Here is a 13678-nt window from a genome sequence, read left to right as displayed (position 1 = left end):
GGTAATCGAAATCGAAGCCGGACAGACACATCAGGGATTTTACAAGCCGAATCAGCCGATAATCAACTTCGACCTTACAATGTTCAAGAAGTGGGCTGCGCGTCACGGAATAAAGCTCGGCAAATACTCAAGAAGCAACGCCGTTGTCTTCGCCCGTCCAACGCCAAAAAGTACGGCTCCTACCAGGCCGCGCATACGAGCGCCTGAAGTCGGCGCTTTCAATCGATTCCATCGCGGCAATCGAGGGAACATTCTGGGGCATGTTCCAGATAGGAGGATTCAACTGGAAGAAATGCGGCACAGAATCGCCCGTGGACTTCGCCCGCCGAATGTCGACATCGGAGAAAGAGCAGCTTGAACTGTTTGTCAATTCCTGAAGTCAAACAATCTCGTCAAATACCTTAAAGCCAAAAACTGGGCCGGATTTGCGTTACGTTACAACGGCCCCTCCTACGCCAAGCGCGGCTATCACACCCGCCTTGCAAAAGCCTACAGCAAGTATAAAAAACAATCAAAAAAGTAATATCCGGTGTGCGACAATATCGTCGCCAATTCGATATTTTGTGTATATTTGCGATGTTGTTAAACCTCTAATTTCATTTATTGCAATGAACAAAGCCAAACTATACCTTTCGATGGCATTCTGCATTATTGTGGGAATCGCGGTAATAGCGGGTGCATTCATAGCCATACCATATTATAATGTATGGCAACAAGAGATGTCGGGTCGTGCCGAGTTTGCAAAGCCGAGCAGAACCGCAAAATCAAGATAGAAGAGGCCAAGGCCAACCTTGAAGCCGAGAAGCTCAACGCACAAGCCGAAATAGAGCGTGCCAAGGGAGCCGCCGAAGCCATAAGAATAGAAAACGGCAGCCTCACCCCTACCTATATCCAATATCTCTGGGTAAGGCAGCAGAACGACCTCAACGACAAGACTGTAATATACGTTCCCACCGAATCCAATCTGCCCATTCTCGAGTCGGAGCGTCTTGCACGCTGACGACCGCGTTACATTCTAAGGCAAGAAACGTTTAAGTTCATCGAGTGACATCGCCCTACGCTCGGCATAGAGGCGACGCTGCTCATTGTCGACATCGCCCACGACGAAGTAACGGCTGTCGGGATGCGATATAATCAATCCGGTTGTAGAGGCGGCAGGCGACATGGCGCCGCTCTCGGTCAATGTTATGCCCATATCGGAATATCGGGAGCACGCGGTCGGTGAGGAAAATCAACGATTGATCGGGCAGTGACGGATAGCCGATTGCCGGGCGTATGCCTTTGTAGTACTGTTGAAGCACGTGACGCTCGCTGAGCGACTCGTCGGGAGCGTATCCCCACAACTCCACCCTTACCTTTCGGTGCATGACCTCGGTAGCCGCTTCGACAAGTCGGTCGGCAACGGTCTGATAGAGTATGGCGCGGTAGTCGTCGCCTTCGTTCCTGTAACCTTCGATTATGCGTTCAATGTCACGCCCCACCGTAACGGCAAACATTCCCATGCTGTCGCGCAACTTGCCGTCACTCTCTACAGGCGCAATGTAATCGGACAACGCAATGCAGTGACCGTCACGCTCCGAGGGTCGTTGCTGACGCAATGTAGCTATGCGCAACGTTTCTCCATTATGATTGAACAGGATGTCGTCATCACCATCGGATGCGGCCTCGACAAATGCCACCTTCGCCTTGATGCCGCCCACGATGTCACGCTGAAGCCTGTCGAGCACGCGACCAGCCTCCTTAAGCAACTGCATGGCTTCAGCCGCCTTGTTGACCTTATCGGTAGGAACCGACGCCAGCCACTGTGCGCGACAATGGTCGCAACCTTTTATATCCATGACCGATGCCAATGAAGCATCGATCTTCCAAGCCGAGAGGAAAGCTCTCCAATTTATAAACTCACGCGCCTCGGCAATGTCGATGTTCAGCTCATGAACACCGGGGTGAGCTACGGAATAGCAAGGATAGGACAACCGGGGACGCCTTGAACGGGCCACGCTTAAAGGCAACAGCCCTGCACCACCCGAATGTGCTCGACGCAACTCAGCCTGAGAGTCACGCAACCGGGCCACTTCCGCTTCATCACCGAGTCGACGGACGGCAGCCGGCATCATTGCAGCGTCACGTGTGTATAGCACAGGGCCGCTGTAGCACGGAGCAATCTTCACGGCAGTGTGCAGCTCCGATGTTGTGGCACCGCCGATAAGCAACGGTATCTTCATTCCCTTGCTCTCCATGAGGCACGCAACATTGCACATCTCCTCAAGTGACGGAGTGATCAATCCGCTGAGACCGATGAAGTCGGCATTTTCCGCTATCGCTTTGTCAACAATATCCTCGGCGGGCACCATAACGCCCATGTCGATGATATCGTAGCCGTTGCAGTTCATGATGACGCCAACGATGTTCTTGCCTATGTCATGAACATCGCCTTTCACTGTCGCAATCACCATCTTGCCGGCCTTGGAGCTCTCCTTGCCGCGACGCTCACGCTCGATGAAAGGGGTGAGCCATGCCACGGCCTGCTTCATTGTACGGGCGCTCTTGACCACTTGCGGCAGGAACATCTTTCCTGCGCCAAACATCTCACCAACGCTGTTCATTCCCGCCATAAGAGGGCCTTCAATCACCTTCACGGCCGAGCCGAGCATCGTCATTGCATCGGACAGGTTACGCTCCATTCCGTCGACAACGCCTTTTACGAGCATGCGCTCCACACGCTTGTCGGGCGTGAGCGACTGCTCCTCGCTTGAAGAATCGGCAGCAACCGTCACGTTGCCCGACTTTATCTTTTCGGCAATAGTCACGAGGCTTTCGGTCGCATCGTGTCTGCGATTCAACAGCACATCGTCGATAGCCTCACGAAGCTCATCGGGAATGTCGTCGACAGGCATGATGGCTGCCGCGTTCACGATGGCCATGTCCATACCCTTGGCTATGGCGTGGTACAGGAAAAGTGCGTGCATGGCCTCACGCACGCTGTTGTTGCCACGGAATGAGAATGACAAGTTGCTCACGCCTCCGCTCACTTTGGCTCCCGGCAGATTGGTCTTTATCCACTCCACGGCCCTTATGAAATCGAGAGCGTAATCGGCATGCTCCTCGATGCCGGTAGCAACGGCGAGGACATTGGGGTCAAAGACGATGTCACATCCCTTGAAGCCCACCTTCCCGGTGAGCAGTCGGTAGGCACGGTCGCACACTTCGATGCGTCGCTCAAAGGTATCGGCCTGACCTTTCTCGTCAAAGGCCATGACGACCACAGCCGCGCCCATCTCCTTTATGTCACGCGCCTTCTTAATAAAGCTATCCTCACCCTCCTTAAGGCTGATGGAGTTTACAATGGGCCGCCCCTGCACACACTTCAGTCCGCCGATGACTACGTTCCAGTCGGAAGAGTCAATCATCACCGGCACACGTGCCACATCGGGCTCAACCCCTATGCGTGAAAGGAACAATGTCATACATGCCCGGGCATCGAGCATGGCATCGTCCATGTTTATATCGATTATCTGGGCTCCCGCATCGACCTGGTTACGGGCAATGTCGATTGCCTCGTCAATGTTGCCCTCCTTTATCAATCGCAGGAACTTGCGGCTGCCGGCAACGTTACAACGCTCGCCCACGTTAACGAAGTTAAGCCGAGGGGTGACACATAACGGCTCAAGACCTGCAAGTGTCATCTCGGGTTCAACCTCGGGGACGATGCGCGGAGCATATTGCTTGCACAGCTCGGCGAGCGCCTTAATGTGCTGCGGCGTGGTGCCGCAACATCCGCCAACGATATTCACCCAACGGCGTTGGAGCATGACACGCATTTTGTCGACCATCATTGATGGAGTTTCGTCATACTCTCCCATCTCATTAGGCAGTCCGGCATTGGGATAGACGCTTACAGCGTAAGGATAGGGCAGCAAAGCCTCGACATACTTCATCATGGCATCGGCACCAAAACCGCAATTAAGTCCAATCGACATCGGCTCGCCAAATGACATGGAAGCAACGATTGCCTCCAGAGTCTGTCCCGACAGGGTTCGGCCCGACTCGGTAAGTGTCACCGACAGCATCAAAGGCACTCTCACTCCTACAATCTCCATGGCCCTTCGAGCCGCCCATATCGCAGCCTTGGCATTAAGGCCGTCATATATAGTTTCGATGAGCAGAGCGTCGACACCTCCTTCAATCAGCGCCTTCATCTGCTCAATATATGTTTCGGTCAACAGATCCCAGTCGACAACGCCGGCCGAGGGGTCGTCGATACCCTGCCCCATCGTAAGCGACTTGCTCGTTGGGCCTACGCTTCCGGCCACCCAACGCATCGCACCGGGATGCTGCGTCATGTATTCATCGGCAGCCTCACGCGCAATTTTCGCCGCGGCATGATTAAGCGCCGTCACATCATGCTGAAGACCGTAATCGCCAAGCGACACGGCATTGGCATTGAACGAGTCGGTTTCTATAATCATAGCCCCCGCCTCAAGGTATTTGCAGTGAATATCCTTAATCACATCGGGGCGCGTCAGCACAAGCGCGTCATTGCAGCCCTTCAACAGGGCATCGGAAGCGGCGTAACGTTCACCCCTGAAATCATTTTCCGACAAGCCGTAACGCTGAATCATCGTACCCATGGCACCATCCAGCACCAACACTTCACGGCCCGCGGCCTCCATCAACTTAACGGAGCTCTCCTTATAAGACAAAGACTCTATTCCTAACATTGTAACAAGACTTTATAGGCGTAAAATTACGCATAAAAACATTCACGGCAAAAATTCATTTGCGCTTACGCGAGAAAAACGAGCGCATAATCTCGGCACACTCCTCCTCCATGACTCCCGAAACGACCACCGACTTAGGGTGAAACGGAGTGCGTGACGTGAATGTGGTGAACCCTCGCTTTGTGTCGGGGGCACCGTAGACAATACGCTTCAGCTGACTCCAGCCTATCGCTCCGGCACACATAATGCAAGGTTCGACCGTGACATAGAGCGTGCAGTCGTCAAGATATTTCCCGCCCAGATAATTGGCGGCAGCCGTGATGGCCTGCATCTCGGCATGGGCCGTGACATCGTTCAACTTTTCGGTGAGATTGTGACCTCGTCCTATTATGCGACCCTTGCTCACCACAACGGCGCCAATGGGCACCTCATCCTCCTCGTAAGCCCTGCGAGCCTCGTCAATAGCCACTTTCATGAAATGGCGATCCTCATCATTTTCAATCATAATAAATCGAGGGACATGCCCTCATAAGCAATTATAGTGTTTGGAAATATCTCTTTGGCCTCTTCAAGATGCTTCGCCTCGTCAATGTAACGCTTGGAAAAGTGTCCGAGCACAAGGCGGTTGGCGCCTGCAAGCCGAGCTATTCGCGCAGCCTCGGCAGCAGTAGAGTGACCTCTTGTGCGAGCCTTGTCGGCATATTCGTCGGTATATGTCGCCTCGTGGTAGATAGTGTCGACACCTTCCACCGCAGCCGCTACGCGCTCATCGTAGACAGTGTCGGAACAGTAGGCGTAACTTACCGCAGCATCGGCCGGCAATGTGAGCCACTCATTGGGTATCACACGGCCGTCATCAGTAACGAAGTCGGCACCGCCCTTTATGGCCTGATATTGGCGTATCGGCACATTATAGAACCGCACCATGTCGCCTCGCAGATGACGCGGCTTTGGCTTCTCGGCAAACACAAATCCCGAGCATGGCACGCGGTGATATAGCGGGAATGACCTCACGACAAGCGAGTCATTCTCAAAAATCACCTCATTGCCTCGCGGATTGATGACATTATAGTGAATCGTGAATGGAGTTTCACGACAGAAAAAGTCAAGCATGGTCTTGAAAATCTCGACACCCTCCTTGAATGTATGTATCGTTATGTCGCCTCCCTCACGCCCGGTAAGCGCCAGTGTCGACACAAGGCCGGGTAATCCGAGGCAATGGTCGCCGTGCAGATGCGAGATGAAGATGTGGGACAGCCGCGAGAATTTAAGGCGTTGACGACGCATCGACAACTGAGCCCCCTCGCCACAATCGATCATAAACAGATTGTCGCGAAAGTCCAGCACCTGACAACTCGGCAGATGTCGCAAGGTGGGTGTCGCGGAACCGCATCCTAAATAATTTATTTGAAATTTTGCCATATCCGCAAAGTTAATGCTTTTATTGAAAAATAGAGCCTGAGCCTTGACATTTCATTACAGCCCTTAATAATGAATTTTTATATACAAATGTAAAAAAGCAACAGCTTAGATGGCTCATTTTGCCGTATTCTGGCCCATATTAACATTATTAAGGTTAATTTACGATAAAAAGTTAACCTTTGGTTTGGATATAAATGAATTATAAATTATTTTTGAATCAGTTTTTTCATAGGATTAGATTTTTAAGGTTTACAAGCGGTGCGGTCGTCGTGAGATGATCGCATCGATCTTTTTATAGGGTAGCTCCGACATCAGAACGGCTTGCGATACTTGTCGGGGTTGGTATCGTCGAGAATGCTCAGATAGGACGCATAACGCGACTGCGAAATGTAGTGATCATCAAGCGCTTTCAGCACCGCACATCCCGGCTCGTGGGTGTGAGTACAGTTGCCGTACTTGCAATCGGCCGAAATCTTGAATATCTCGGGGAAAAAGTGGGCAATCTCATGCTTGTCAAAGTCAATGGTACCGAATCCCTTTATGCCCGGAGTATCGATAATCCATCCCCCTTCAGGGAGCGGAAACATCTCGGAAAACGTGGTGGTGTGCATACCCGTATCGTGCATGTCGGAAATAGAACCTGTCCTCAAGTCAAGGTCGGGCAACAACGCATTTATTATCGTAGATTTCCCCACTCCCGAATTTCCCGAAAACAGCGATATCTTATCCTTCAAACGCTCTCTCAATTCAGTCATGCCTTCACCGGTAAGAGCCGAAATTTCCAATACATCATATCCTATCGTGCGATATAACGATGCCACGGCCTCGCAATACTCCTTATCTTCGTCATCGGTGAGCAAGTCCACCTTATTTATAAGCAACACGGCAGGCACCCTATAGGCCTCGGCCGTAGCAAGGAAACGGTCGATAAATGTTGTAGAAGTAACCGGATGAGCCAATGTAACGACAAGAAAGGCACAATCAAGATTGGCCGCTATTATGTGCGACTCCTTGGAGAGGTTGCTTGCACGCCTTATTATATAGTTTTTACGCGGTTGTATGGCAGTTATGAAAGCGTTACCGTCGGGATTGACCGATATTGTCACACGGTCGCCCACAGCTACAGGATTGGTAGTGCGAATTCCCTTCAGACGGAAATTCCCCTTTATCTTACAATTGACATCCTCGCCGTTATCGGCGTGAACCACATACCAACTTCCGGTATTCTTTATAACCAAGCCGTCCATATAAAAATATTAAAGTCTATTCACCTATTACCGTAGCGACAATTTTGCGGGAACCTCCGTAATCGCGAAACTCACACAGGTATATGCCCTGCCATGTACCGAGATTCAACCGCCCGTCGGTAATGGGAATCGTAAGTGACGCTCCCACCATCACCGACTTGGCATGAGCCGGCATGTCGTCATCGCCTTCAAGAGTGTGAAGATAATAAGGAGCATTCTCGGGCACGAGCCTGTTGAAAATCTCGTTCAAGTCGTGACGCACATCGGGGTCGGCGTTCTCATTCAGGGCAAGCGCCGCCGAAGTGTGCTTTACGAGCAGATTCAACAATCCTTTCCTGGGCAGGACCGGGAGCTGACGCAATATATCGCCCGTCACGAGATGGATTCCGCGACGCCGCGGAGCAAGAGCAAATTCTGTTTGTTCAATCATAATGTCGCAAAGGTAACAAAATTTCCAACTGCTACCAAAAACGCGTCATAGCGATTGATAGTTCGACTCATGTATATTCAAATTTGCAATATTTACACTATCGAAAACTTTTATGAGTGAAATTTGTTAATAAGTTGAGTTATAAATTGCAAAATATATGTAATTTTGTAGCTATTATTGAGAAATATCATTATGTCTAACATTAAAATAACCCAACAATGAACATTGACACTATTGGCACAAATGCCGGTTCCGTATGGAATGCACTTAATGAAGCTGATGCTCTTGGCTTGAAGCAGATTAAGAAGATAACCAAGCTGAAAGACAAAGAGCTTTATGCAGCCTTAGGATGGCTCGCACGTGAAGGTAAAATCCTCATCGCCGAGGGCGAAGACGAGAAAGACCTTATTGTTTCACTTGCTCAATAATGAATTTATATCCATTATAAACCCTTATCAGGAAGGCGATTGACCGTAAGGGCAAATCGCCTTCTTTTACACCACCTCTCCCAGATCGATTATATTGTAATTTGCAATGTCATCACTTATGTTAAATCACTTTAAATTTGGCACATAGTCCAATTTTGCAAGCGATTTTGATTAACTTTGTCCGTTTTTTTTCACATCTCAAATTTTATTACAATAATAACAACATTATGAACATTGCTAAATCGATTTTAAACTTTGCCTTGCTCGCATGTTGTGTGCTTTTTACAGGATGCAACAGCGATGACGATTCTCCTCTCACATTTTACGGAGATGAGTACTCGGTAAGAGTGGGGGTAAACGAGGGTATTCCGTTTACGGGCGGAACCAACGATCTGTCGGTAAAGGTAGCCAATCCCTACCTTCTTGAAGCATCCATAAGCCAGCTTAAAGGTCTTGTGGTAACCGGCAAGGCTGTAGGACGCACCTCCATCGCCGTAAGCGACAACGGAGTCACTCCACCCGTCAACAAGACACTAAAAGTGAATGTAGTGCCGATGAATCTTGCATTCGTCGTAACGGACAACCAGAGCGGTATTTCAATCTTCAACGCAGGAAACGGCATATTCCTTGCCAAGGAAGGCTCAAACTATAATTTCTATGTAGTAGAGCGCAACTCTTCACTTGACAAGATACACGCCAAAGGCACCTACAGCTTCTCGGTAGAAAGCGGCCGTCCCTACATCACAATGAACTTCCTGGACAAGGGCCAGTCAATGAGCGTAAAATTCTCGCTTGACTCAACTCCGCTCGGACTGTTGAGCATTCTGCAGCGTTATCTCGATCCTGAAACACTGAAGGACTTCAAGAATGACAACGCATCAAGCGACGGCCAGTACCTTATGATGTCGGATGTTACAGCATCTTCAAAATACATCAGGGCAGCATTCTCACCCGTTTACGTGTTGCCTCCGAGTGTATTCGGCATATAAACCACAACCTAAACTGATTCTACAGGCAAGGCGGTTCACAGTCTTTGCCTGTAGAACCTGACAACTACGAGGGATTTTATTTTTTGGACTATTTATCTTGTCTTTTATGGTGCTATTTACCAAGCCTATAACATCCGGGCGCAATTTAATCATGCTGCTCGTTTTGTTTTCACTTACATTTGAGAGTTGCAAAAAAACAGAAACGACACTTCCTGTCGTGGCTGTCGAGCCATCGCAGGAAGACGATGTTGAAATATACGGAGAATATGTGGGTCGTGTGCGTGCACAACAATTCGTAGAAGTAAGAGCGCGTGTCGAAGGTTATCTTGAACGAATGCTCTTTGAGGAAGGCACATACGTAAACAAGAACCAGGTGCTGTTCATTATCAACCAGGACCAGTACAAGGCCAAGGTTGACAAAGCACGGGCACAGTTGAAAAAGGATGAGTCGCAAGAGCAGAAAGCCAAGCGCGACCTCGACCGAATAAGACCGCTCTATGAGCAGAATGCAGCAAGCCAGCTCGACCTCGACAATGCAATAGCCGCCTACGAAACGGCCAAGGCATCGGTGTCGATGAGCAAGGCCGACCTCGCCCAGGCCGAACTTGAACTTGGCTACACGACAGTGCGCTCGCCACTGTCGGGACACATCAGCGAACGTAACGCCGACTTAGGTACACTTGTAGGCCCCGGCGGAAAATCGCTTCTCGCAACCATAGTAAAGAGCGACACCGTGCTTATCGACTTCAGCATGACCGCACTCGACTACCTTAAGAGCAAGGAGCGCAACGTTGACCTTGGCCAACAGGATGCGTCACGCTCATGGCAGCCCTACGTAACAATAACGCTTGCCGACAACACCGTGTATCTGCACAAAGGGCTTGTGGATTTCGCAGAACCGCAGGTCGATCCCAACACCGGAACATTCTCGGTGAGAGCCGAGATGCCCAATCCCGAACGCGCAATCCTGCCGGGACAGTTCACCAAAGTAAAGCTGCTGCTCGATGTACGCGAGCACGCCACCGTTGTGCCCCGCAAGGCGGTGACGATTGAAAAGGGCGGAGCCTACGTGTATGTGATGCGTCGCGACTCGACAGTGGAGAAACGCTTCATCGAGGTAGGCCCCGAATTTGAAAACAATGTAGTGGTAGAACGCGGTGTTGTTCCCAACGAAAACATCGTGACAGAGGGCCATCACAAGCTGTCGCCGGGCATGAAGGTGCGTGTAGGCACCGTTCCCGCCGAACATCAGGCCGCAACAAAAAACAACGATTCACTTCCCACAGCCACCGAATAACAAAAGCCTATGAAAGTAAGCTTCTTTATTGACCGACCTGTCTTTTCGATGGTTCTGTCAATCCTGATTGTAATAATAGGAGTGATAGGATTGACAATGCTTCCCATCGACCAATATCCGCAAATCACGCCTCCCGTGGTTAAGATAAGCGCGTCATATCCCGGGGCAAGCGCACTGACGGTGTCACAGGCCGTGGCCACACCTATCGAACAGGAACTCAACGGTACGCCGGGAATGCTCTACATGGAGTCGTCAAGCTCCAACTCGGGAGGCTTCTCGGCAACAGTGACATTTGACATCTCAGCCAATCCCGACCTTGCCGCCGTAGAGATACAGAACCGCATAAAGCTCGCCGAATCGCGACTCCCGACCGAAGTCGTGCAAAACGGCATATCGGTCGAGAAACAGGCCGCAAGCCAGCTGCTTACGCTGTGCCTCACCTCGACCGACCCTAAATTTGATGAGATATACCTGAGTAACTTCGCGACACTCAACGTAGTCGACCTGCTGCGACGCATTCCCGGTGTGGGACGAGTTTCCAACATCGGCAGCCGATACTATGCAATGCAGATATGGGTACAGCCCGACAAGCTCGCCAACCTCGGCATCACAGTTGCCGACCTGCAAAAGGCGCTTAAGGACCAGAACCGCGAGTCGGCCGCCGGAGTGCTTGGACAGCAGCCCGTTACAGGACTTGATGTGACAATCCCCATCACCACGCAGGGACGACTTTCGTCGGTGAGCCAGTTTGAAGAGATCGTGGTGAGAGCCAATCCCGACGGTTCGATCATACGCCTCCGCGATGTGGCCCGCATATCGCTTGAAGCGCAGTCCTACAATACCGAGAGCGGAATAAACGGCGAAAACGCCGCTGTGCTTGCCGTGTACATGCTTCCCGGAGCCAATGCCATGGAGGTTGCTGACAAGGTAAAAGCCGCCATGGTCGACATAAGCAAGAACTTCCCTGACGGATTGAGCTACAGAATACCCTTCGACATGACCACCTACATTTCCGAGTCAATCCATGAAGTGTACAAGACGCTCTTCGAGGCTCTCGCACTGGTTATATTTGTCGTGTTCCTGTCGCTGCAAAGCTGGCGAGCCACGCTTATTCCCCTTATAGCCGTGCCCATATCGCTGATCGGAACATTCGGCTTCATGCTCATATTCGGCTTCTCGCTCAACATCCTTACCCTGCTCGGTCTTGTACTCGCCATAGGTATAGTGGTGGACGACGCCATAGTGGTGGTCGAGAATGTCGAACGCATAATGGACGAGGAGCATCTGCCGCCCTACGAAGCCACACAGAAGGCGATGAAGAGCCTCACAAGCCCCATCATCGCTACCTCTCTGGTTCTGGCTGCCGTATTTGTCCCGGTAAGCTTCCTCGGCGGAATCACGGGACAGCTCTATCGTCAGTTCACCGTAACCATCGTGGTGTCGGTGCTCCTTTCAGCCGTGGTGGCATTGACGCTAAGCCCCGTTATGTGCTCGCTAATACTTAAGCCCAGTACGCCCAACGAGAAGAAGAACATCGTATTCCGCAAAATCAACCAATGGATAAGCACCGGAAACAACCGTTACATCCAGATAATATGCCAGACACTGCGCAACAAGAAGCGCGTTATGGCGGCATTCGGTGTAATGATTGCGTTGATTTTTCTCATAAACCGGCTCATGCCTACGAGCTTCCTCCCCATTGAGGACCAGGGTTACTTCAAGGTAGAGCTTGAACTTCCCGAAGGTGCGACACTCGAAAGGACACGCCAGGTAACCGAGCGTGCAGTGAGCTACCTGATGGCCAATCCGGCAGTAGAGTACGTGCAAAGTGTGGCCGGAAGCAGCTCACAAGTGGGCACAAGCCAGGCACGCAGCGAACTGACCGTGATACTGAAGCCTTGGGAAGAACGTGACGATGAAACAATCGACGACATAATGGAGGTGGTGAAACATGACCTCGCCGAATATCCCGAATGTAAAGCCTATCTGTCGCGTCCGCCGGTAATTCCCGGACTCGGAACCTCGGGCGGATTTGAGATGCAGCTTGAAGCGAGAAGCGACGCCACCTTTGACGACCTTGTCAACGCCACCGACACCCTACTCTACTATGCGTCACAGCATAAGGAGATTACGGGTCTGTCATCGTCGCTTCAAGCCGACATTCCGCAACTCTACTTCGATGTCGACCGCGACAAGGTGAAGTTTGCAGGCGTTCCGCTCGCCGATGTATTCGCAACGATGAAAGCCTATACAGGCTCGGTCTATGTCAACGACTTCAATATGTTTAACCGCATATACCGCGTCTACATCCAGGCCGAAGCCCCCTACCGCGAGCATCGCGAAAACATAAACATGTTCTATGTAAGAGGCAGCGGCGACTCCATGGTTCCGCTCACCTCGCTAGGCAACACATCCTACACCACAGGTCCCGGCAGCATAAAGCGATTCAACATGTTTAACAGTGCCGTAATCAGGGGTGAAGCGTCGAAAGGACACAGCTCGGGACAGGCCATGGAGATTCTCGAAGAGATTGCCCGCGAACACCTTCCCGAGAACATAGGCGTTGAATGGAGCGGACTATCCTATCAGGAGAAACAGGCCGGAGGCAAGACCGGACTTGTGCTGTCGCTTGTATTTCTTTTCGTATTCCTTTTCCTTGCAGCCCTTTACGAGAGCTGGACGGTGCCGGTAGCCGTGTTGCTGTCACTGCCCGTAGCTGCATTGGGCGCCTATCTCGGAGAGTGGATGTGCGGCCTTGAAAACGACATATATTTCCAGATAGGTCTTGTAATGCTAATGGGTATGGCCGCCAAGAACGCAATCCTTATCGTAGAGTTTGCCAAAGAGCAGACCGACAAGGGCGACGATGCCTACGAAGCGGCACTCTTCGCCTCAAAGCTGCGATTCCGCCCCATCCTCATGACTTCGCTGGCGTTCATTCTCGGAATGTTGCCGATGGTCATCGCCTCGGGTCCCGGATCGGCCAGCCGACAGGCCATAGGCACGGGCGTGTTCTTCGGAATGATATCTGCCGTCGTATTCGGCATCCTGCTTGTGCCCTTCTTCTTCGTAATCGTATATCGCTCAGTCGCCAAGTTCAAGGTGATACGCCGAGGCATAAAATTACCTTCGTTCAAAAAATGATTC

General features: G+C 51.1%; 10 protein-coding genes and 2 pseudogenes. 6 read left to right on the top strand and 6 right to left on the bottom strand.

Translation table 11 applies throughout. The features are described 5' to 3' along the window. Positions 1-4: 4 nt before the first annotated feature. Positions 5-523, top strand: a pseudogene (locus E7746_RS15400) (N-acetylmuramidase family protein). A gap of 112 nt (positions 524-635) precedes the next feature. Continuing rightward, positions 636-1000 (top strand): annotated as a pseudogene (locus E7746_RS14920) (hypothetical protein). A 15-nt stretch (positions 1001-1015) separates the two neighbouring features. Here E7746_RS14920 and E7746_RS15395 read toward each other — a convergent pair. From E7746_RS15395 to E7746_RS14895, 6 genes are all read right to left on the bottom strand, one after another. Continuing rightward, positions 1016-1138 carry a hypothetical protein gene (locus E7746_RS15395; RefSeq protein WP_394347703.1) on the bottom strand — a complete coding sequence of 41 codons (123 nt, stop codon included), beginning with the start codon at positions 1136-1138 and terminating at the stop codon, positions 1016-1018. Beyond that, complete coding sequence (gene metH, locus E7746_RS14915) at positions 1083-4718, bottom strand: methionine synthase (RefSeq protein WP_394347702.1); 3636 nt, start codon at positions 4716-4718, stop codon at positions 1083-1085. The genes E7746_RS15395 and metH overlap by 56 nt, the downstream gene beginning before the upstream one ends. A 55-nt stretch (positions 4719-4773) precedes the next feature. Next, a complete protein-coding gene (locus E7746_RS14910) occupies positions 4774-5223 on the bottom strand; it encodes a nucleoside deaminase (protein ID WP_136410591.1) in 450 nt (149 codons plus the stop codon). Beyond that, positions 5220-6140, bottom strand: coding sequence for a ribonuclease Z (locus tag E7746_RS14905; RefSeq protein WP_136410592.1), 921 nt, complete (start codon positions 6138-6140; stop codon positions 5220-5222). The genes E7746_RS14910 and E7746_RS14905 overlap by 4 nt, the downstream gene beginning before the upstream one ends. Before the next feature lie 311 nt (positions 6141-6451). Further along, positions 6452-7387: a ribosome small subunit-dependent GTPase A gene (gene rsgA, locus E7746_RS14900; RefSeq protein WP_136410593.1), complete on the bottom strand. Its 936-nt coding sequence runs from the start codon at positions 7385-7387 to the stop codon at positions 6452-6454. 16 nt (positions 7388-7403) lie between these two features. Then, the gene (locus tag E7746_RS14895) at positions 7404-7817 is read right to left on the bottom strand and encodes a secondary thiamine-phosphate synthase enzyme YjbQ (RefSeq protein ID WP_136410594.1); all 414 of its coding nucleotides are present in this window, start codon (positions 7815-7817) and stop codon (positions 7404-7406) included. A gap of 218 nt (positions 7818-8035) precedes the next feature. Between E7746_RS14895 and E7746_RS14890 the strand changes: the two genes are divergently transcribed. From E7746_RS14890 to E7746_RS14875, 4 genes are all read left to right on the top strand, one after another. Then, positions 8036-8245, top strand: a complete 210-nt coding sequence (locus E7746_RS14890) for a winged helix-turn-helix domain-containing protein (protein ID WP_123396526.1) — start codon at positions 8036-8038, stop codon at positions 8243-8245. Positions 8246-8472: 227 nt separating this feature from the next. Next, on the top strand, positions 8473-9234 hold the full coding sequence (locus tag E7746_RS14885; RefSeq protein WP_136410595.1) for a pilus assembly protein N-terminal domain-containing protein: 762 nt from the start codon (positions 8473-8475) through the stop codon (positions 9232-9234). Between the two features lie 151 nt (positions 9235-9385). Then, the gene (locus E7746_RS14880; protein WP_238337162.1) at positions 9386-10531 is read left to right on the top strand and encodes an efflux RND transporter periplasmic adaptor subunit; all 1146 of its coding nucleotides are present in this window, start codon (positions 9386-9388) and stop codon (positions 10529-10531) included. A gap of 9 nt (positions 10532-10540) precedes the next feature. After that, complete coding sequence (locus tag E7746_RS14875) at positions 10541-13675, top strand: efflux RND transporter permease subunit (protein WP_136410597.1); 3135 nt, start codon at positions 10541-10543, stop codon at positions 13673-13675. Positions 13676-13678: the final 3 nt, after the last annotated feature.

The sequence above is a fragment of the Muribaculum gordoncarteri genome (genome assembly GCF_004803695.1).
Lineage (GTDB): Bacteria > Bacteroidota > Bacteroidia > Bacteroidales > Muribaculaceae > Muribaculum > Muribaculum gordoncarteri.
The sequence above is the reverse complement of the archived record's forward strand: the minus strand, read 5'-3'. Positions and strand labels throughout refer to the sequence as shown.